We start from the raw sequence: 19,903 nt of genomic DNA, 5'->3' as shown, positions 1-19,903 counted from the left end.
ATGGGCTGGTTTTCGAAGAAGAGTGTCACCGCCGCGAAACGGATTGCGATAGCGCCACCAAAGCCGGAGCCTGGACGCCACGGGATCGCCATCGTCGCCTGCGTGAAGAACGAGGCAAGCTACATCGAGGAATGGGTGCGCTTCCACCGGGCGGTCGGCATTCGTCATTTCTATATCTACGACAACGGCTCGACGGACGGCACTTGCGCCGTCCTCAGCGGCTTGCTCGGGCCTGACGCGCTGACGATCATTCCATGGGCCGGGCTGATGGTGGATGCATCCACGGATACGCCGATGAACGGCCAGGTGATCGTCTTTGCCCATGCCATCCTGAATTTCGGCGGCCATTACAGATGGATGGCGTTTATCGACGTCGACGAGTTCCTGCTTCCGAAGAGGGGCCGGACGGTTGAGGAGGCGTTGGGGACGGTCGGCGATTTCCCGAACGTCTCGCTCCCGTGGCATATGTTCGGAACCAGCGGTCACCTCAGGCGTCCCGATGGGCCCCTGGTGTTGAACTATACGTTGCGCGGAGCCGATCCGATGACGGACGAGGACGACGTGCGCAACTTCAAGTGCATCGTCGATCCTTGCGAAGTGACCGAGGTGACGGTTCATCAGTTCAAGACCCGGCAATTCGGCGATCTGACCGCAAACGACGCCGGCAAGCGCTTTTCGCGAAAGGCGCGGAAATCAGCGGCGTTCTATTCGAACGACTTCCTCCAGCTCAACCACTACTACAGCAAATCGACCGAGGAGCTGATGGCGAAAGTGGCGAGGGGCTGGTCCTACGACAAATCGACCACCTATTACCGGGACAAGGTGCTCAACGTCGTCAAGCACATAGAGGCTGATGTAATCGAGGATCGAGCCATGATCGATTTCGTCGAGCATAACAAGATCGATCTTGGGGGGTAGGCCGGTTCAGGGCGTCAGGCGAGCAACAGCCGATAGATGTCGCTGATCGCGGTGGCTTCCTTTTCCAGCGCGAAGTTGCTGCGGACGTGGCGAACGGCGTTTTCGCCCTGGCGCACGGTCTCTTCCGGATCGGCAAGATAGGTGGCAATGGCCTTCGTCAGAGCGTCGCAGTCACCCGCCGGCACGATCGCGCCGGTTTCGCCTGGTACGATCATCTCGGAGTAGGCTCCGGCGGTAGAGGCCACGACGGCTGTCCGCGAGGCCATCGCTTCGAGAGGCGTCAGGCCGAAGCCCTCGTTGCGGGAGGGGGCGACATAGAGCGTCGCCCGGCGATACCAGGGACGGATGTCGTCGACTTCGCCGAGAAACCGGATGCGATCGGAGAGACCGGCTGCTGCGACGGCCTTTACCAGCTCGTCGGCAAAGGCTCGGTGTTCTGAAGTCACTCGGCCGCAGACGACCGCGGTCCACTCGGGATATTGCGGCAGCAGCTCGATCATTGCCTTGACGAAGAGGTCCGTGCCCTTCTGGTGGCGAACGCGGCCAAAGCAGCCGACGAGATACCGGCCGGGAAGGCCGGTTGCGGCCATGCGGTCGTCGGGCACTTCGGGGGGGTGGAAGAGCTTGAGGTCGATGCCGTGCTGAATGACGGTGTGCGGCACCTTCAGGAACGCGCCGGAACCGGCGCTTGTGGCGATCACCGCGTCCATGCGGCGGATCAGCCAGCGGGTATAGGCGGAATGCTTGCGCTGCGCCGCCGATGTGAACAACAATTTCAGCGGCATGCGCAGGACTGCTCTCAGCAGCAGGCCGAACAGCATCTCGTTGTTTCGCCTGGCATGCCACACCCGGACACGATGTCTGCGCGGTCGTGTCCACAGGCCCGGCAGCCGCGCCCAACCGAGCTTCGGCAAATGCGCAGGCAAGCCGGGGCCTAGCGTGACGATATGACAGCCCAGCTCGATCTGTTTCGGGATCAGCTGCACGATCGTCGACGTCACGCCGGAAAGGCGGCGCTTGAAGTTCGGCGCGACGATCTCGATTTCGCTGATATCACTCAGATGCGATGGCGGGCGATCGCGCACGGGCGATCAGCCCCAGGAAACGGCAAGGATTTCGTAAGCCTTTGAGCCGCCTGGAGCATTGACCTCGATGCTGTCGCCGACTTCCTTGCCTATCAGCGCGCGGGCGATCGGGGAGGAAATGGAGATGCGGCCCGCCTTCACGTCGGCTTCCTGGTCGCCGACGATCTGGTAGTTCTTCTCTTCTTCCGAATCCTCGTCCATCAGCTTGACCTTGGCGCCAAACTTGATCTTCGAGCCCGACATCTTCGACAGGTCGATGACCTCGGCGCGAGCAACAAGGTCCTCGACTTCGCCGATGCGGCCTTCGTTGTGGCTCTGGGCTTCCTTCGCGGCGTGGTACTCGGCATTTTCGGAGAGGTCACCATGGGCGCGGGCTTCCGAAATTGCTTCGATGATTCGCGGGCGTTCTTCCTGCTGACGCCAGCGCAGCTCTTCCTGCAGCTTGACGTACCCGTTCGGCGTCATCGGTACCTTATCAACCATTTTTCCTGTCCTTCACTCCCCGTGCCGCTCTGGTGCGGACACAAAAGAAAACAGGTCCCGAAGCGGAACTTCGGAACCGTGCAATAGTCATCATTCGGTCCCTTATATCAGATCATTTTGCCAAATTTCCAGAAAATTCGCATGGAAATCTGCACAGGTGCGATTTTGGACCTCATGGAGATTCGGGGCGACGGCGGTTTTGGCTGGAGCGTTCCTGACTGGGTGCAAAAGAACATATAGCGAACAGAAAGATGAGGAAGTCGCTGAACGAACGTCTCGCCATTCTGTCAGGTGCCGCCAAGTATGACGCTTCCTGCGCCTCGAGTGGAACGTCGAACCGAAACTCCGCAAAATCGGGCGGTCTTGGATGGAATCGCGTGGCAAACGTCGCATCCATCGGAATCCCAATATGGGGGAAGTTCGCTATTGCCGCTGGTGGCTCGACCGCGAAATGGGCTTGGTCAGGCCGGGGCCGGTCCATCCATCCTATCTGCTGCGTATTCCGGGCGAAGGGCGCAAGCACGAGGCGTCGGCCCGCTTCCGTGACGACTTGGCAAGCGTGCGCAGCTTGATGCGGTAAGGGGATCAGGGCTTGGTAGAATGGTCGTCGTTCGACCACGGCTCGATATTGAAGGCGATTGGGAGGTTGGGGGGCGCATAAGGTGCGTCTGGGGATGCTCGTTCCCGGCGATCCAGTACGGATTGGTGGACGGTCGCTCCCTCGGGGATGAGACGGCGGTCGGCCATCGGCAGATAATATCCCCTGGGATTGCGTCTTCGGCGCCAGGAGGTTTCCGGCACGCGGCGCGGCAGATATTCGAGGACTCGCCAGGCGAAGTTCATCGAGTCATGCAGTTCTCCGAGCGAATCCAGCCGAACGTAGCTCTTGCCGGGCTTCTCACCGAGAACGATTTCGTCCACGGTTTCCGTGTTGTAGTCGAGACCGAATGGTCTCGTCTCCGCGATCATCCAGGCAAGCGGAATCTTGACGGCGGCACTTTGCTTTTCCGGATAGCCGCCGCCGACATCGCCGTGGACGCCTGAGAACCAGACTTCCTTGGCGTTTTGCTGTCTCTCTACCGGCGGGCGGAATGGGCCTCCCCAGTATGGCTGGTCGAGTGCCCAGGGGAGTGGATTGAACATTGTCCGCCGTTCGTCGATCGCAAGCGCCTGCCGTATGCATTCGACGCTCGGATTGTGACGGGTGAAAGGCAGCGTTTCGAGCTGGGGAAACCATTTTCCGGATGTGATTACCGACGACACGGTGTCGAAAAGGCCGAGCAGCTTGATGGGCGGGCGAAATGTTTTCAGGGTCCGCTCGTAGAGGCGCATCGTCGCAAATGCGGAAGGAGCATGTTGGTCGGCAACGGCGAGCGGCGTATCGTCCTGCTGTTCGCTTTGGCTGATGCCCTTGTAGGTATTATAGGCGTAGTCGATCAGATTGAGATGGAAGGTGCTCATCAGGCCGAGGGCATGAATGAAGCCGGCGAGGACACGCGCCGAGTACGCTCCGCGGCTAAAGCCGAAGATATAGAGGCGATCGCCTTCGCCGGTCGACTTGCCATATCCGTCCAGCGGCCCGTGGTCATAATTTTCGACGACGAAGCGGTAGGCGTCCTTGACGTTCTGATCGAGGCCCCAGCCGGTCGCCAGTCCCCAGATCTCAACAGTCTTGCGGTAAGCATTCGACCATGCGTTGGCGGCGCCGAAGGTGCCAACGCCGGGATCGTAATAAACGATCTGGTTCTCGGTGCGATTGAGCACGCCGAACAATCTGAGGATATTGGTGCGATCTGCCGAAATCTCGTTCGACGTTCCGTCAAAAAGAATGACGATGTTCTTGGCCATGCCCGCCCCCGATCATGCCGTGGGGAAGCGATATCACGTAAGGGCAAATGATGCAATCTCGGGTTGGGCCGCCGAGCAAGCGCCCTCGTCGTTCGAGGCTTCGGCCTGTGGCCTAGGCACCTGACGATGAGGGCTTAACGATCGCCTCGGGACTCCGCGTTGCCCAGCCTCAGAAATAGCTCTGCAACGGCCGTACTTCGAGATTGCCTGCCTTCAGGGCCTTGATGGCCATGGCGGCGGCTTCGGCTCCGGCCATTGTCGTATAGTACGGCACCTTCTGCATCAGCGTTGCGCGGCGCAGCGACTTCGAGTCCGAGATCGCCTTGTTGCTGTCGGTCGTGTTGATGACGAGCTGGACCTGGCGGTTGCGGATAGCGTCCTCGATATGCGGGCGGCCTTCGAGGACCTTGTTGATCTTGGTGGCGACGATGCCATTTTCGCCGAGGAAGCGGGCAGTGCCGCCGGTGGCGAGGACCTTGAAGCCGAGCTCTACGAGGATGCGGATGGCGGGCAGAACGCGGGGCTTGTCGTCGTCGCGGACGGCGACGAAGACCGTGCCTTCACGCGGCAGCTCGACGCCGGCGCCGAGCTGGGCCTTGGCGAAGGCGAGAGCGAAATCGGTATCGAGGCCGATGACCTCGCCGGTCGAGCGCATTTCGGGACCCAACAGCGTGTCGACACCGGGGAAACGGGCGAAGGGGAAGACGGCTTCCTTGACGGCGATGTGCTTCAGCTTGCGCGGGTCCGGCTTTGTGCCATAGGCGGCGAAGGCGGTGTCCAGCGTTTCACCTGCCATGACGCGGGCGGCGATCTTGGCGATCGGTGCGCCGATGGCCTTGGCGACAAAGGGCACGGTGCGGGACGCGCGCGGATTGACTTCCAGTACGTAGACCGTGCCGTCCTTGATGGCGTACTGCACGTTCATCAGGCCGACGACGTTGAGCGCCTTGGCCATCGCCTTCGTCTGGCGTTCCAGTTCGTCGAGCATTTCAGGCGACAGCGATCGCGATGGCAGCGAGCAGGCGCTGTCGCCGGAATGGATACCGGCTTCCTCGATGTGTTCCATGATGCCGGCGATGTAGGCGTCGTTGCCATCGGCCAGGCAATCGACGTCGATCTCGATGGCGTTGCTCAAATAGCTGTCGAACAGCAGTGGGTTCTTGCTGAGCAGGGTGTTGATCTGGCCGGTCTTGTCGTTCGGATAGCGCTGCTTGATGTCTTCCGGAACAAGGCCGGGGACGGTGTCGAGCAGGTAGCTCTGCAGCATCGATTCCGAATGAATGATCTGCATGGCGCGACCGCCGAGCACGTATGACGGGCGCACGACCAGCGGGAAACCGATCTCGGAGGCGACGAGGCGGGCCTGCTCGACCGAATAGGCGATGCCGTTGTTCGGCTGGTTGAGGTCGAGCTTCATCAGCAGCTTCTGGAAGCGGTCGCGATCTTCGGCGAGATCGATCATGTCCGGCGCGGTGCCGAGGATCGGGATGCCGTTCTTTTCGAGCGCTTCTGCAAGCTTGAGAGGCGTCTGGCCCCCGAACTGGACGATGACGCCGACGAGTTCGCCGTCTTCCTGCTCTGCGCGCAGGACTTCGATGACGTCTTCGGCGGTCAGAGGCTCGAAATAGAGACGGTCTGACGTGTCGTAGTCGGTCGAGACGGTTTCCGGATTGCAATTGATCATGATGGCTTCATAGCCGGCATCCCTCAGGGCGAAGGCGGCATGGCAGCAGCAATAGTCGAACTCGATGCCCTGGCCGATGCGGTTCGGCCCGCCGCCGAGGATCACGACCTTCTTACGATTTGAAACCCTGGCTTCCGAGCGGGCGATACCGACGAAGGGCTCTTCATAGGTCGAGTACATATAGGCGGTCGGTGAGGCGAATTCGGCGGCGCAGGTGTCGATGCGTTTGAAGACCGGGCGGACATTCAGGCCGTTGCGGAGTTCGGCGACTTCCTTCGGGCGCTTGGATGTCAGCGTTGCGAGACGGGCGTCGGAGAAGCCCATGGCCTTCAGCATACGAAGGTTCGTCGCGTCGGTCGGCAGGCCCTGCTCGCGGATGCGGGCTTCCATGTCGACGATTGCTTTCAGCTGCGCGATGAACCACGGGTCGATCTTGCAGCCTTCGTGCACTTCCTCGGCGCTCATGCCGAGGCGCAGCGCCTGGGCGACCATGCGCAGGCGGTCCGGCGTCGGCGTGCCAATTGCAGCGCGAATGGCGTTCTGGCTGCCTTCGCCTTCTTCTGTGCCGGGAATTTCGATCTCATCCAGGCCGGTCAGGCCCGTTTCGAGGCCGCGCAGGGCCTTCTGGAGAGATTCGGCAAAGGTCCGGCCGATGGCCATGACTTCGCCGACCGATTTCATCGCGGTGGTGAGAACGGGGGAGGCGCCGGGGAATTTCTCGAAGGCGAAGCGCGGGATCTTGGTGACGACGTAGTCGATCGACGGTTCGAAGGAGGCAGGCGTCGCGCCGCCGGTGATGTCGTTGTCGAGTTCGTCGAGCGTGTAGCCGACCGCAAGCTTGGCGGCTACCTTGGCGATCGGGAAACCTGTCGCCTTGGAGGCCAGCGCCGAGGAACGGGAGACGCGCGGGTTCATCTCGATGACGACGAGGCGACCGTCGGCCGGGTTGACGGCGAACTGCACGTTGGAACCACCGGTCTCGACGCCGATCTCGCGCAGCACCGCGATCGAGGCGTTGCGCATCATCTGGTATTCCTTGTCGGTCAGCGTCAAAGCCGGCGCGACGGTGATCGAATCGCCGGTGTGGACGCCCATCGGGTCGATGTTCTCGATCGAGCAGATGATGATGCAGTTGTCCGCCTTGTCGCGGACGACCTCCATTTCATATTCCTTCCAGCCGAGCACCGATTCCTCGATCAGCACTTCCGTGGTCGGCGAGGCATCCAGCCCGCCGCCGACGATCTCGAAGAACTCCGAGCGATTGTAGGCGATACCGCCACCGGTGCCGCCCATGGTGAAGGACGGGCGAATGATCGCGGGAAGGCCGACGACGTCGATCGCCTGCGCTGCAATTGCCATGGCATGGCTCATGTAGCGCTGCTTGCGGTCGGTTTCGCCGAGGTTCCAGTGGTTTTCGAGGGCGTCGAGTGCGGTGTCGAGCGCCGGACCCGAGAGGCTGGCCTTCAGCTTTGTGCGCTCGGCCTCATGGCTCTTGCGGTCGAGATCCTTGATTTCGGTGGCGTTGGCCAGGAGCGACTTCGGTGTTTCCAGACCGATGCGGGACATTGCCTCGCGGAACAGGGCGCGGTCCTCGGCCATGTCGATGGCGGCGGGCTTGGCGCCGATCATCTCGACGTTGTAGCGGTCGAGCACGCCCATGCGCTTCAGCGAAAGCGCGGTGTTGAGAGCGGTCTGGCCGCCCATGGTCGGGAGCAGCGCGTCGGGGCGCTCCTTGGCGATGATCTTGGCGACGACTTCGGGGGTGATCGGCTCGACATAGGTGGCATCGGCGAGGCCCGGGTCGGTCATGATCGTCGCGGGATTGGAGTTGACGAGGATGACGCGGTAGCCTTCCTCCTTCAGCGCCTTGCAGGCCTGGGTGCCGGAATAGTCGAATTCGCATGCCTGGCCGATGACGATCGGCCCAGCGCCGATGATGAGGATCGATTTGATGTCTTCGCGCTTCGGCATAATCTCTATCCATTTTCCGCGTGCGCGAAAAACCGGCCAGGGTGTTTTCCACCGGCCGGGCGCGCACTCTGCATCTCAAAAGGCTAGAAGCGGCTTATAGGCAAATGTTTTTGCAAACGGAACCCCATAAATCGCGGAATCGACAGGAATCCCTCGACCTGTGGATCGCTATGACAAACCGGGGAGGACCAGCACCTTGATATCGCCTGATCGAGGCGGGTGGGCGACCGCTTCGGACAAGTCCTTCAGACCGATCTTTTGCGAAATCAACGGTGCCACCTTGATGGTTCCCGAGGCGATAAGTTCGGCGGCGCGGCGGTGGGTGAAGGGGTTGATGAACGAACCGAGGACCTTCAATTCCCGGAAGAGGATGTCGAATGGTTCGATCTCGATCTTTTCGCCCTGCGGCATGACGCCGAGGACCACGACTGTGCCTCCCGACCTTGCCATGCGGGTCGATTGCCTAGTGGTTTCGGCGACGCCGGCGCATTCGATGACGACATCGGCACCGCCAGGCAGGAGGCCGTCTTTTGCAGTTATCGCGTTAATGGCATCGCTTGCGCCCGGATCGATGGAGGCGGTTGCTCCCAACGTTTCGGCGAGACGCCGCTTTCCCGGGTGGCGGGTGACGAGAACCACTGATGTGGCGCCGGCAAGCCTCGCCAATTGGACAACCAGCAGGCCGATGACGCCGCCGCCAAGGACTACGACTGAGGAGCCCGCCTTTATCTCGGCCAGATCGATGCCGTGCAGGCAGCAGGCGAGGGGTTCGCAGAAAGCGCCATGGAGCGGGTCGAGATCGAGAGGCAGCTCGAACGCCTGCTTGATCGGAAGCACCACATATTCCGCAAAGCCGCCGTCGCGATGGATACCGATTGCTCGAAGGTTTTCGCAGAGATTGATGCGGCCACGCTGACAGTGGACACAACGGCCGCAGGCAATGTTGGGATCGCCGGTGACGCGCATTCCAACGCGAAAACCCGGCGTGTCGGCGCCGACAGCCTCGACGATGCCGGAAAATTCGTGGCCGAGGGTGACGGGCGGTTTTGAGGGAAACTCACCCAGAAACAGATGCCGGTCGGTGCCGCAGATGCCGCACACCTCGATGCGCACGAGAAGTTCTCCCGGTCCTGCAACTGGTTTTTCGACCTCGCGCAGGAAGATATTGCCCACTGATTCCAGGCGAACTGCTCTCATTGGTGGTTTCCTCCAGCCGTAAATCCTCCCGCCCATGGATCGCAAAAAGCGGAGTCGCGTCAAGCGTTTCCGCTTGTTATCTCATTCGACGTTTCGTCTTGAAGCGATATGGTGCAATGTCAGAGCTCGCTGCATTTAACCGGATATTCAGCCATGACGCTCGAACCGCTTCTCGATGCCTCGCTCGCCATCAAGATCCACGTGATGGCGGTCGTTCCCGCGGCTGTTCTCGGAGCCTATCTCCTCTTGCGGCGGAAGGGTACGCCGGTGCATCGGTTGCTCGGCAAGATCTGGCTGGCGCTGATGGTGATCACGGCGCTGTCTAGCTTCTTCATCCATGAGCTCAACATGTTTTATCGGTTCAGCCCGATACACCTGCTGTCCATCTATGTGCTTTACGCGAGCTGGCAGGCGTATTCCGCGGCGCGACGTCATGACATCGAGCGGCACCGCAAGACCGTCACTGGCCTCTATTTCGGCGGCATCGGCATTGCCGGGCTGTTCACGCTCATTCCCGGGCGGATCATGAACAAGGTCGTTTTCAGTGGTGGCGAAATACTTCCGATCGTCATTCTGTGCGTGATCGTCGGTTTTGTGGTCTGGCTCGCCTGGAGCCGGGGACGGGCGCAACGGCAGCTGATTTGAGACAATCGCCTGACACAACTGGCTTTCCGGCGACGTGCGGATATATAACTTGTGGCAGGTAGAAATAGCTTCAGCGCATCGCCGGGAGGTGCTTTATGGATTGGAAGGGACGTCGTCAGTCCGACAATATCGAAGATGAGCGCGGTTCGTCCGGCGGCGGATTAGGTCCGTTCGGCGGAGATGGCGGCGGTATGGGATTTCCCTCTGGCGGCATGCGTCGTGCCGGCGGCGGGATGAGCATTGGCACGATCATCGTGCTGGTTGTGATCTACCTTATCCTCAAGGCTATGGGCATCGATATGCTGCAGATACTCGACCAGGGTGGCAGCAGTACAGGTGGGGCCGGCTACGAGCAGAGCAGCTCAGGTCCAAGCAATCCTGCCGACGACGAGACGAAAGCGTTCGTTGGCGTGGTGCTGGCCGAGACGGAAGATACCTGGCAGGGCATCTTCAAATCCATGGGGAAGACCTATGAAGACCCCAAGCTGGTTCTGTTCTCAAATCGCATCGATTCTGCCTGCGGTCTCGCATCGGCGGCATCGGGCCCGTTCTATTGCCCGGGCGATCACAAGGTCTATCTCGACATGGCCTTCTTCAAGCAGATGAAGAACCAGCTTGGCGCGTCCGGCGATTTCGCGCAGGCCTATGTCGTCGCCCATGAGGTCGGCCATCATGTGCAGAACCTTCTCGGCATCCTGCCGAAGGTTAACCAGATGCGCCAGCAGATGAGCGACGCGGACAGCAACAAGATGTCGGTGAAAGTCGAACTCCAGGCCGACTGCTTCGCGGGGATCTGGGGCAAGTTCACCCAGCAGAAGGGCATCCTCGACGCTGGCGACCTTGGCGAGGCGCTGAATGCCGCCCAACAGATCGGTGATGATACCCTGCAGAAGAAGAGCCAGGGCTATGTCGTGCCGGAAAGCTTCAACCATGGAACGTCGGCACAACGCGTCAGATGGTTCAAGCAGGGCTTCGATAGCGGCAAGCTGACTTCCTGTGACACATTCTCGAACCCGATTTGATTGTGTAGACGGGGAAGCTCCTCACCTTAGCCAACCGGGTCGAGCCTCAGGTCTCGACCCGCCCTTTGGACCCGTGCAGCCGGGGGAGAGATGGGACCTATTGGCGATTCCGGCCGTAGTTTCCCGCAATGTTCCGTTCATTGATCAATAATTTCGTTGGCTGGATCAACAACTTTGACTTGTTCACGTATTGTTTCTGTCCGCCGTTTTGATTATTGAAGTATCCCCGACGCCGTTCCCGTTCTGTCTCTTCATGGAGATGGAGCCCATCAAAAGGCTGGTTTCCATGATCGATCCCAAATTCGTTCGGCGCGGCCTGTTTCTTGTTTTCGTCATCCTGTTTCTCGACGTCATCGGTATCGCCATCATCATGCCGGTGCTGCCGGCCTATCTGGAGCAGTTGACCGGCGGCTCGGTCAGCGAGGCAGCGGTCGATGGCGGCTGGCTTTTGCTGGTCTATGCCGGGATGCAGTTTCTCTTTGCGCCATTGATCGGCAATCTCAGTGATCGCTTCGGCCGGCGCCCGATCCTGCTTGCCTCGGTGCTGACGTTTGCGGTCGACAACCTCATTTGCGCGGTTGCCGTCAGCTACTGGATGCTGTTCGTCGGCCGGGTTCTGGCGGGCATCAGCGGCGCGAGCTTTGCTACCTGCTCGGCCTATATCGCCGATATCAGCAACGACGAGAACCGGTCGAAGAACTTCGGCCTGATCGGAATGGCATTCGGCACCGGCTTCGTGCTCGGGCCTGTCATCGGCGGCGTCCTTGGTGAATTCGGTCCGCGCGTGCCTTTCTACGGTGCGGCGGCCGTCTCGCTGCTCAACTTCATACTGGCTTGCTTCATGTTGCCGGAAACGCTGGAGCGTAAAAATCGCAGGCGCTTCGAGCTTTCGCGGGCCAACCCGCTCGGCGCACTGAAGCAGATGCGGTCCTATTCGGGGATCGGCTGGATCGGGCTTGTCATGTTTCTCTATTGGCTGGCGCATTCCGTCTATCCCGCGGTCTGGCCTTTCGTCGCCGTCTATCGCTATGGCTGGAGCGAAGGGGAGATCGGGCTTTCGCTCGGGATATTCGGCATCGGCAGCGCCGTCGTCATGGGCTTCATCTTGCCGCGGCTGGTGCCGGTGCTTGGCGAATGGAAGACGGCGCTCGTGGGTCTCGCTTTCTGCGCAACGGGTTTCGCGGGTTTTGCGCTCGCCTGGCAGGGATGGATGGTCTATGCGGTGATCATAGCGACAGCGCTGGAAGGCGTCGCGGATCCGCCATTGCGAAGTCTGGCCGCGGCCAAGGTGCCTCCGTCGGCGCAAGGGGAGCTACAGGGAGCCCTGACGAGCCTTGGCAGCATCACCACGATCGTCGGGCCGCTGATCTTCACGCAGCTGTTCGGCTATTTCACCGGACCGAGCGCACCCTTCGCATTTGCCGGTGCGCCCTATGCCATGGCGGGCAGCTTCATCGCGGTCGCCTTTGCCGTGTTCGCCTGGAAGGTGCGTGCCAGCAAAGTCACCGAAGTCTTCGACGCAGCTTAAAAAGTCATCAGAAAAATTGATGACCTGATGAATTCTTCATCAAATGCAGGCCGCGGACTGGCTTTATCGGCCTTCTTGCGGTATTGGCGGAACTTCCGCGCAGACCCCGCTGGCCAATTTCGCGCGGCTTAATGACGAGATTCCGACATGGATACGCCTATCGATGCGCGCACGTTCGCGCGTGAAAACAGCAATTCCTGGCCCGCGCATTTTCGCGCCACGCTAGCGCTTGGCATTCCGTTGATCGGTGCGCAGCTGGCCCAGCTTGGCATCAACACGACCGACGTGATGATCGTCGGCCGCCTCGGGGCGGAGCAGCTTGCGGCGATGGTGCTGTCGGCGCAGTTCCTCTTCACGATACTGATCTTCGGCTCCGGCTTTGCCATTGCGGTCGTCCCGATGGTGGCTCAAGCCTATGGGCGCGGCGATATTGTCAGCGTGCGACGCGCCATGCGCATGGGCCTATGGGTCGTGACGATCTACTGGCTGCTGATGCAGCCGGTGTTCTTCAATGCCGAGGGGATATTGCTGGCCGCGGGCCAGAAGCCTGAGGTGGCAAAGCTTGCCGGCGACTATATCGCGATCGGTCACTTCGCGGTGCTTCCGGGGCTGCTCTACAACGTCATCAGGGCTTTGGTCAGCGCGATCGGCCGCGCCGGCATCATCCTCTATGTCACCATCGCCATGCTGGTGATGAACGCACTTCTGGCATACGGGCTGGTGCTTGGCCACTTCGGCATGCCCGCTCTCGGGATCCGCGGTGCGGCGATTGTCTCGCTTGCCGTGCAGACTGCCGGCTTCCTCTTCATTGTCGCCTATGTACAGACGCGCGACGATACGCGCCGCTATGAGATCTTCGTGCGGCTCTGGCGTCCCGACTGGCACGCGCTGTGGGAAGTGATCCGTCTCGGACTGCCGATCAGCGTCACCGTGCTTGCGGAAGTCAGCCTGTTCACGGCTGCCTCGCTGCTGATGGGGCGTATCGGCACCATCGAGCTTGCCGCACACGGCATCGCCCTGCAATGGGCTTCTATCGCCTTCATGATCCCGCTCGGGCTTGCACAGGCAGCAACCGTGCGCGTCGGCGTGGCCCATGGGCGGGGAGATTATTTCGGGCTGACGCGGGCGGCGATCGCGGTGCTGATCGTTTCGTGCTCGATCTCGATCATCGGCAGCATCCTGTTTGCCACCATGCCAACGTTCCTCGCGAGCTGGTTTCTCGATGTTACGTCGCTGGAAGCTCCGCAGGTGCTTGCCTATGCCGCGCCGCTGATCGTGGTTGCCGGCCTGTTCCAGCTGGTCGACGGCTTGCAGGCGATTGCCAATGGCTTGCTTCGCGGCCTCAAGGATGCGCGCGTGCCGATGATCATGGCACTGATCGCCTATTGGCCCATCGGCTTCTTCCTCGCCTGGCTGCTCGCCTTCCCCTTGGGCTTCGGCGGCATCGGCATCTGGCTCGGCTTCCTCCTCGGCCTCGGCTCCGCGGCTGTGATGCTTTGCGTCCGGTTCTATGTGCTGCTGGGGCTGGAGAAGGCGGCCGGTTGATTGGGCGGCCGTGATCGAACTTAACGTTTCTGGCCCATAGAAAAGCCCCGGGCTGCATATCAGCCGGGGCTTGACCTTCTACGAGATTGGTAGCTCGGGCCTAGCGTTCGGCAAGTGCCGGCTCGCCCTTCTTTTCGCGGACCAGATTGACGAAGCGGCGGAAGAGGTAGTGGCTGTCCTGCGGGCCGGGGGAGGCTTCGGGGTGGTGCTGGACGGAGAATACCGGCTTGCCGGAAAGGCGCAGGCCGCAGTTCGAGCCGTCGAAGAGCGAAATGTGAGTCTCTTCAACACCTTCAGGCAGCGAATTCGAGTCGACCGCGAAGCCGTGGTTCATCGAGACGATCTCGACTTTCCCCGTTGTGTGGTCCTTGACGGGATGATTGGCCCCGTGGTGGCCCTGGTGCATCTTGGCGGTCCTTGCGCCGAGCGCGAGGCCCAGCATCTGGTGGCCGAGGCAGATACCAAAGAGCGGGATCTCGCTGTCGATCAGGTCCTTGATGACGGGCACGGCATACTCGCCAGTCGCCGCCGGGTCTCCCGGGCCGTTCGACAGGAAGATACCGTCCGGCTTCAGGCCAAGAACGTCTTCGGTACTGGCCGTTGCCGGCAGGACCGTGACCTTGCAGTCGAGGCCGGCGAAGAGGCGCAGGATGTTGCGCTTTACGCCGTAGTCAAGGCAGACGACGTGGTATTTCGCCTCGTCGTTGCCAAGCGCGCCGTAGCCTTCGTTCCAGACCCAGGGGGTCTGCGCCCATTGCGACGACTGGCCCGAGGTCGCCTGCTTGGCAAGGTCGAGGCCTTCGAGACCGCTCCAGGCCTTTGCATCGGTCTTCAACTGATCGATATCGAAAACGCCGCTCGGGTCATGGGCGATGACGGCGTTCGGCATGCCGTTCTCGCGGATCCAGGCGGTGAGAGCGCGGGTGTCGATGCCGCACATGCCGATGATGCCGCGGGCCTTCAGCCAGGCGTCGAGATGTTTCGCTGCGCGATAGTTTGATGGATCGGTGATGTCAGCCTTGAAGATGACGCCGACAGCGCCGTGGCGCGCCGCAGGCGTCAGGTCTTCGATGTCTTCCTCGTTGGTGCCGACATTGCCGATATGCGGGAAGGTGAAGGTGACGATTTGGCCGAGATATGATGGGTCGGTCAGGATTTCCTGATAACCCGTCAGTGCGGTGTTGAAGCAGACTTCGGCCTGGACCTTGCCGGTCGCGCCGATGCCCTTGCCTTCGATCACCGTGCCGTCGGCCAGAACGAGCATCGCAGTGGGCTTTTCGATCGTCCAGGGGGCTGTTGCGGTCATTGTCATCCCGTTTCCGGCGCTCGCCACGGCCTTGCAAAGGCCGGGACCATCCGCCATTTTGGTTCGTGGACAGGAGCGCGCAGCAAAGGTCGCGCGCCAAAGGTCCCCGAAATCGATTTTCGTGCAGGTGTCGGTCAATAGCCAAACGCGGGCTGCGGGTCAATCTGTCTTCGCGACTTGCGGCCACGTAAATGCGTTGATCGGCGTCGGGCAGATAGTCTATGACAGCGCTGAACAGAACAACGGACCGGCTGCCCTGGGGCCTCGGTCCGTCAAGGAGTACGAAACATGTTACGCGATACGCTCAGCAATGCCCAGAAAGAGGCTATGAAAGCCAAGGATACGGCGCGTCTTTCGACGGTGCGGCTGATCCTGTCGGCGATCAAGGACCGGGATATCGCCAACCGCGGCACGGGCAAGGAGCAGGCAAGCGACGACGAGATTCTGCAGATTCTTGCCAAGATGATCAAGCAGCGCGACGAATCAGCCAAGATCTACGACGAGGGCGGGCGCCCGGAGCTGGCGACCAAGGAGCGCGAAGAGATCGCGATCATCCAGGGTTACATGCCGGTCCAGCTCTCGGATGAAAAGGTGCGGGAGATCTGCGCCGCGGTCGTTGCCGAAATCGGCGCACAAGGCGTCAAGGACATGGGTAAGTGCATGACGATCCTCAGGGAGCGCTATGCCGGGCAGATGGACTTCGCCAAGGCTTCCGCAGCTCTCAAGGACCTCTTGAAATGAAATGACGGCACGGCCGGTCGCCTGTCAGGCGGCCGGCTGGATATCGATCACCGGCCGGGACCGAGCGCTATCTCGCTTGCGGCGTCGATGATCGCGAATTTTGCGGCCTGATAGTTCCAGTATTCAGTCACGAAGCCGTGCGAAAGCCAGAAGCCGCTTTTGCCGGGCACGCCCGTCCAGCCAACGCTTCCCAGAACGCCGGCTTCCCGAAGCAGCCGCTTCAGGTGCGTATTCGAGATCAGAAACTGCTCGCGGATATTCTTCAACGAGATCGGACCAATGACGACCCTCTCCGATTCGGGATCGACACTCTCGATCCGCGAAATCAGATAATCCATGACGACGCCGCCGGAATTGGCCCAATTGAACAAATTGAAGGTGGCGCCCGGGTTGCGAACGGCCTCGCTCTGGAAGATGCGCTTTGCAATTTCCGACTGGATCACCGCCAGCGCCGATGAGTCGGCAGCCATTCTCTCGACCCTGTTGCCGCCGTCCAGGTGGTCGAGGATGAAGAGGTGGGTGTTGACCCAGCGCATCAGATGCTCGTTGGCGGTCTCGGTCGGTTCAAGCAGACGCGTGCGGCGGTCGGAAAATTCTGGCAGCGGGCGGAGAAAACGATAGGCCAGCATTTCCTGGATGAAAGCGACCGCGGTGTTGCGGCTGGCGATTCTTTGCTTCAGCACCAGGCTTACAAACCGCGCGGCATAGAGGGCCGAACCGGGCTCGTCGGGGTAGCCATAATACAGCGCAAAGCCGGCATGGGCCATCAGCCACCGTTGCTGGGCAGCAAAAATCGAGGCGATACGCGGGCTTTCCTTGTAGATGGCGATCAATTCGTTCGCACAACGCAGGATCGCAGTTAGAAAATGGTCGCTGGAGGCGAGGTCTTTTGCAGTAAAAGCCATGTGTGGGTCCAAGCCGGCAGGCACTGATCGACGCGGGGACGGCACTTGTCCACGAATTTTGCTTGGAAGGAAATACAGTAAATTGAAATATACGTGCGAATGCATAAAATAGAGAAGGCAGGAGCTGGGGGAGCTCCTGCCTTCTTGCTCTTTGCACGGTCTGATGACGCAGGGTGGGGCCCAAAAATCAGAGCGTTTGTTGCAAAGGCACCCATGTGAGGCGGCGCCGGGGTAGGGATGGTGCCTCACGTTGGGATGGGTAATATCTCGACATGCAAATTTGATGATCTGCATGTCTCAATCCGTAAGAAGAACGCTATTGCGCTGCACCCCAAGTTTCAAATTACAAAAATATAATGTTGGACGCGAAGGGGCGCCCTAAATCAGCCACCATGGCGGCAATCGCGGGCGGAAAGGCGGCACCCGCCATGACGGCGAACGACCTTGCAGAGTTCTGCGAACCCCACAGGATTCAAAATCCCAACTATTTGTTTTGTTTCTTTTTTTCGGTCATGAAATGCCGCAATACGGCATTGATACGGGTCTGATAACCTCGACCCTGAGCCTGGAAAAAGTCGATCACATCCTGATCCAACCGTATGGAAAGCGCTCTCTTGGCGACCGGATAGACGACCTCCGCATCGGCCCAGTTCACGTCGATGTGATCTGCCCAGTCGGGATCCTCCCGCATGGAGCGCTTGATATCCTCATCGGTGAGGGCATCGACACGCGTCCAGTCGGTTCGATCGTCGCCTTTCGCAAGCATCTCAGTGATTTCGCCGGCCTAATATCTGACGATATGCTCTTTGCTCATTTTGGTGTGCCGCATGGGCTGAAATGATCCGGCACGTCGCATGATGCCCGTTCCTAGAATCAAATTGCTCCTAGGCACTCATGGTCAACCCTGTGAATAGCGGGCAGCACTGAAACAAGGCTCGTGGCATTGCCGGCGGTTCCGGCTTATATGGAGGATCAAGCCAGAGGTATTCATGCGTTTCTCCAATTCGTTTCTCGACGATATCCGCGACCGCGTTCTGATTTCGGACGTGATTGGTCGTCGTGTCAGCTGGGATCGGCGCAAGACCAATGTCTCGCGGGGCGACTACTGGGCGTGCTGCCCATTTCATGGCGAGAAATCGCCGAGCTTCCATTGCGAGGATCGCAAGGGCCGCTACCACTGCTTCGGTTGCGGGGTCACCGGCGATCATTTCCGGTTCCTCACCGATCTAGAGGGGCTGAACTTTCCCGAGGCGGTGCAGCAGATCGCGGATATGGCCGGCGTGCCCATGCCGCAGGCGGACCCGGTCGCCGAACAGCGCGACAAGGAGCGGACATCGCTTCTCGACGTCATGGAGATGGCGACGCAGTTCTTTCAAGACCAGTTGCAGGCCGCTGTCGGCGCGAAGGCGCGGGCCTATCTGCGCGACCGAGGCTTGACTGGGAAGACGATCGAGACGTTTCGCCTTGGCTATGCCGCAGACAGCCGCAACGCACTGAAGGAATTCCTGGCGGGGAAGGGCGTGTCCAAGGAGCAGATCGAGGCTTGCGGGCTTGTCGTGCATGGGCCGGACATCCCCGTTGCCTATGACCGCTTCCGCGATCGCATCATGTTTCCTATCCTGTCTTCCCGCGACAAGGTGATTGCCTTCGGCGGCCGCGCCATGGCGCCCGATGCGCCGGCGAAATACCTGAACTCCAATGAAACCGAGCTGTTTCACAAGGGCAACGTTCTTTACAATTTCAATCGAGCCAGGCGCGCCAGCCAGGTTGCCGGGCGGGCCAGCAGTGCCGGACCGGACGAGGGCGCCACCGGAACGATCATAGCGGTCGAGGGCTACATGGATGTCATCGCCCTCCATCAGGCCGGCATCGAGAACGCCGTGGCGCCGCTCGGGACTGCATTGACCGAGAACCAGCTGGAGCTCCTTTGGCGGATGACGCCGCAACCGGTGCTGTGTTTCGATGGTGACGGAGCCGGCATTCGCGCCGCCAATCGGGGGGTCGATCTCGCCCTGCCGCGGCTGAAGCCCGGCTATACCGTTCGGTTTGCCATGCTGCCAGACGGCAAGGACCCCGATGATCTCGTCAGGCATGACGGTCGTGGCCCGTTCGACAAGGTGATGGCGCAGGCGCGACCGCTGGCTGAGATGGTTTGGAACCGCGAGCTCAATGCCGGCAAGGTCGATACTCCGGAGGCGCGCGCCGAGCTCGAGGCGCGGCTGAAGCAACTGGTTGCCGTCATCGCCGACGAGAATGTCCGCCGGCACTACCAGCAGGATATCCGCACGCGGCTCAACGCATTTTTCCAGCCGCAGTATCAAAACCGTGGCAACCAGCAGGGTGGAAACTACAAGCGAAACGGCCCTGAGGGCCAACGCGGTGGCGGCAGCCAGCGAGCGGCGGGACCGCGGACTCCTACCAACGCGATTTCCGACCGGCTGACCGGGTCCGGTATGGTGCGGGGGCACGACACGGTGCCTGCGCTGCGGGAAAGCGTGCTGGCGCTCACCATCGTCAACCATCCGCAACTGCTGCAGGACGAATATGACGAGATCGCCGCCATCGACTATGAAAGCCGCGATCTGCAGAAACTCTGGTCGGCGATGCTCGGGACCGCGGCGACCGTGGCGGCAATCCATCTGACCCGCGAACTGCTGATCGAGCGATTGGAGGAGCTGGGTTTCGGTGCGCTTTTGAAGGTTCTCGACCAGCAGGTGCGCAATGCCCGCCTCTGGACCGCGACGGAGGAGGCCGCGATGGAGGATGCCCGCGAGGGGTATCGCCAGACGCTGGCACTTCACCAACGCTCGAAGGCTCTGCGGTGGCAGCGGGTCGAGCTGGAGCGGGAGATCGCCGAGGCGACAGAGGCCGGCAATGGCGAGCAGATCGACCAGCTGATGCGGGCGCTTGAGGAAATCCATCTCGAGGGGCTGCGGCTGGAGAACCAGGAAGCGATCATCGATGGTTTCGGCGTGCTGTCGGGTCGGGTCAAGGGCGTTGCGGCGCATTGACGGTGGAGCGTGTA

Annotated in this window: 15 protein-coding genes and 1 pseudogene; 8 read left to right on the top strand and 8 right to left on the bottom strand. The window is 60.8% G+C overall.

Annotated elements, in window-relative coordinates:
* The gene (locus CPY51_RS12800; RefSeq protein WP_111160597.1) at nt 1-918 is read left to right on the top strand and encodes a glycosyltransferase family 92 protein; all 918 of its coding nucleotides are present in this window, start codon (nt 1-3) and stop codon (nt 916-918) included.
* Between the two features lie 14 nt (nt 919-932).
* On the opposite strand, the gene CPY51_RS12795 is transcribed toward CPY51_RS12800, so the two are convergent.
* Both CPY51_RS12795 and greA read right to left on the bottom strand, forming a co-directional pair.
* Nucleotides 933-1,979 (bottom strand): glycosyltransferase family 4 protein, encoded by a 1,047-nt coding sequence (locus CPY51_RS12795; RefSeq protein WP_195909525.1) that lies wholly within the window; start codon nt 1,977-1,979, stop codon nt 933-935.
* Nucleotides 1,980-2,009: 30 nt separating this feature from the next.
* A complete protein-coding gene (greA, locus tag CPY51_RS12790) occupies nt 2,010-2,486 on the bottom strand; it encodes a transcription elongation factor GreA (RefSeq protein WP_111160595.1) in 477 nt (158 codons plus the stop codon).
* A 370-nt stretch (nt 2,487-2,856) separates the two neighbouring features.
* Here greA and CPY51_RS32835 point away from each other — a divergent pair.
* Nucleotides 2,857-3,066: pseudogene (locus CPY51_RS32835) on the top strand (UdgX family uracil-DNA binding protein); the annotation flags it as partial.
* A 5-nt stretch (nt 3,067-3,071) separates the two neighbouring features.
* On the opposite strand, the gene CPY51_RS12780 reads toward CPY51_RS32835, so the two are convergent.
* The 3 genes from CPY51_RS12780 to CPY51_RS12770 form a co-directional block, all read right to left on the bottom strand.
* Nucleotides 3,072-4,334 (bottom strand): T6SS phospholipase effector Tle1-like catalytic domain-containing protein, encoded by a 1,263-nt coding sequence (locus CPY51_RS12780; RefSeq protein WP_111160593.1) that lies wholly within the window; start codon nt 4,332-4,334, stop codon nt 3,072-3,074.
* 169 nt (nt 4,335-4,503) lie between these two features.
* On the bottom strand, nt 4,504-7,989 hold the full coding sequence (carB, locus tag CPY51_RS12775) for a carbamoyl-phosphate synthase large subunit (RefSeq protein ID WP_111160592.1): 3,486 nt from the start codon (nt 7,987-7,989) through the stop codon (nt 4,504-4,506).
* Nucleotides 7,990-8,157: 168 nt separating this feature from the next.
* Nucleotides 8,158-9,186 carry a zinc-dependent alcohol dehydrogenase family protein gene (locus CPY51_RS12770; RefSeq protein ID WP_111160591.1) on the bottom strand — a complete coding sequence of 343 codons (1,029 nt, stop codon included), beginning with the start codon at nt 9,184-9,186 and terminating at the stop codon, nt 8,158-8,160.
* A 153-nt stretch (nt 9,187-9,339) separates the two neighbouring features.
* On the opposite strand from CPY51_RS12770, the gene CPY51_RS12765 reads away from it, so the two are divergent.
* The 4 genes from CPY51_RS12765 to CPY51_RS12750 all read left to right on the top strand — a co-directional run bounded on the left by CPY51_RS12765 (nt 9,340) and on the right by CPY51_RS12750 (nt 13,926).
* A complete protein-coding gene (locus CPY51_RS12765) occupies nt 9,340-9,831 on the top strand; it encodes a DUF2306 domain-containing protein (RefSeq protein WP_111160590.1) in 492 nt (163 codons plus the stop codon).
* Nucleotides 9,832-9,926: 95 nt separating this feature from the next.
* Nucleotides 9,927-10,853 (top strand): KPN_02809 family neutral zinc metallopeptidase, encoded by a 927-nt coding sequence (ypfJ, locus tag CPY51_RS12760; RefSeq protein WP_111160589.1) that lies wholly within the window; start codon nt 9,927-9,929, stop codon nt 10,851-10,853.
* 286 nt (nt 10,854-11,139) lie between these two features.
* Nucleotides 11,140-12,381 carry a TCR/Tet family MFS transporter gene (locus CPY51_RS12755; protein ID WP_111160975.1) on the top strand — a complete coding sequence of 414 codons (1,242 nt, stop codon included), beginning with the start codon at nt 11,140-11,142 and terminating at the stop codon, nt 12,379-12,381.
* A gap of 147 nt (nt 12,382-12,528) precedes the next feature.
* Nucleotides 12,529-13,926, top strand: a complete 1,398-nt coding sequence (locus tag CPY51_RS12750) for an MATE family efflux transporter (RefSeq protein ID WP_111160588.1) — start codon at nt 12,529-12,531, stop codon at nt 13,924-13,926.
* 100 nt (nt 13,927-14,026) lie between these two features.
* On the opposite strand, the gene carA is transcribed toward CPY51_RS12750, so the two are convergent.
* On the bottom strand, nt 14,027-15,232 hold the full coding sequence (carA, locus tag CPY51_RS12745; RefSeq protein WP_111160974.1) for a glutamine-hydrolyzing carbamoyl-phosphate synthase small subunit: 1,206 nt from the start codon (nt 15,230-15,232) through the stop codon (nt 14,027-14,029).
* A 288-nt stretch (nt 15,233-15,520) separates the two neighbouring features.
* Here carA and CPY51_RS12740 point away from each other — a divergent pair, with 288 nt between their 5' ends.
* Nucleotides 15,521-15,973 (top strand): GatB/YqeY domain-containing protein, encoded by a 453-nt coding sequence (locus CPY51_RS12740; protein WP_111160587.1) that lies wholly within the window; start codon nt 15,521-15,523, stop codon nt 15,971-15,973.
* Nucleotides 15,974-16,020: 47 nt separating this feature from the next.
* Here the strand turns inward: CPY51_RS12740 and CPY51_RS12735 are convergent, their stop codons facing one another.
* Both CPY51_RS12735 and CPY51_RS12730 read right to left on the bottom strand, forming a co-directional pair.
* The gene (locus tag CPY51_RS12735) at nt 16,021-16,878 is read right to left on the bottom strand and encodes a hypothetical protein (protein ID WP_111160586.1); all 858 of its coding nucleotides are present in this window, start codon (nt 16,876-16,878) and stop codon (nt 16,021-16,023) included.
* Between the two features lie 484 nt (nt 16,879-17,362).
* On the bottom strand, nt 17,363-17,644 hold the full coding sequence (locus CPY51_RS12730; RefSeq protein ID WP_244598642.1) for a BrnA antitoxin family protein: 282 nt from the start codon (nt 17,642-17,644) through the stop codon (nt 17,363-17,365).
* A gap of 223 nt (nt 17,645-17,867) precedes the next feature.
* On the opposite strand from CPY51_RS12730, the gene dnaG reads away from it, so the two are divergent.
* The gene (gene dnaG, locus CPY51_RS12725; RefSeq protein ID WP_111160585.1) at nt 17,868-19,889 is read left to right on the top strand and encodes a DNA primase; all 2,022 of its coding nucleotides are present in this window, start codon (nt 17,868-17,870) and stop codon (nt 19,887-19,889) included.
* Nucleotides 19,890-19,903: the final 14 nt, after the last annotated feature.

This window comes from Arminella tubonensis, from assembly GCF_003240585.1.
Taxonomy (GTDB): Bacteria; Pseudomonadota; Alphaproteobacteria; order Rhizobiales; family Rhizobiaceae; genus Rhizobium; species Rhizobium tubonense.
The sequence above is the reverse complement of the archived record's forward strand: the minus strand, read 5'-3'. Positions and strand labels throughout refer to the sequence as shown.

Bases quoted from the DNA above. Each gene is read 5' to 3' on its own strand.
- ypfJ (WP_111160589.1), top strand. From the start codon at position 9,927: ATGGATTGGAAGGGACGTCGTCAGTCCGACAATATCGAAGATGAGCGC.
- CPY51_RS12765 (WP_111160590.1), top strand. From the start codon at position 9,340: ATGACGCTCGAACCGCTTCTCGATGCCTCGCTCGCCATCAAGATCCAC.
- CPY51_RS12740 (WP_111160587.1), top strand. From the start codon at position 15,521: ATGTTACGCGATACGCTCAGCAATGCCCAGAAAGAGGCTATGAAAGCC.
- carA (WP_111160974.1), bottom strand. From the start codon at position 15,232: ATGACCGCAACAGCCCCCTGGACGATCGAAAAGCCCACTGCGATGCTC.
- CPY51_RS12750 (WP_111160588.1), top strand. From the start codon at position 12,529: ATGGATACGCCTATCGATGCGCGCACGTTCGCGCGTGAAAACAGCAAT.
- CPY51_RS12755 (WP_111160975.1), top strand. From the start codon at position 11,140: ATGATCGATCCCAAATTCGTTCGGCGCGGCCTGTTTCTTGTTTTCGTC.
- greA (WP_111160595.1), bottom strand. From the start codon at position 2,486: ATGGTTGATAAGGTACCGATGACGCCGAACGGGTACGTCAAGCTGCAG.
- CPY51_RS12770 (WP_111160591.1), bottom strand. From the start codon at position 9,186: ATGAGAGCAGTTCGCCTGGAATCAGTGGGCAATATCTTCCTGCGCGAG.
- CPY51_RS12735 (WP_111160586.1), bottom strand. From the start codon at position 16,878: ATGGCTTTTACTGCAAAAGACCTCGCCTCCAGCGACCATTTTCTAACT.
- CPY51_RS12800 (WP_111160597.1), top strand. From the start codon at position 1: ATGGGCTGGTTTTCGAAGAAGAGTGTCACCGCCGCGAAACGGATTGCG.
- CPY51_RS12730 (WP_244598642.1), bottom strand. From the start codon at position 17,644: ATGCTTGCGAAAGGCGACGATCGAACCGACTGGACGCGTGTCGATGCC.
- carB (WP_111160592.1), bottom strand. From the start codon at position 7,989: ATGCCGAAGCGCGAAGACATCAAATCGATCCTCATCATCGGCGCTGGG.
- CPY51_RS12780 (WP_111160593.1), bottom strand. From the start codon at position 4,334: ATGGCCAAGAACATCGTCATTCTTTTTGACGGAACGTCGAACGAGATT.
- dnaG (WP_111160585.1), top strand. From the start codon at position 17,868: ATGCGTTTCTCCAATTCGTTTCTCGACGATATCCGCGACCGCGTTCTG.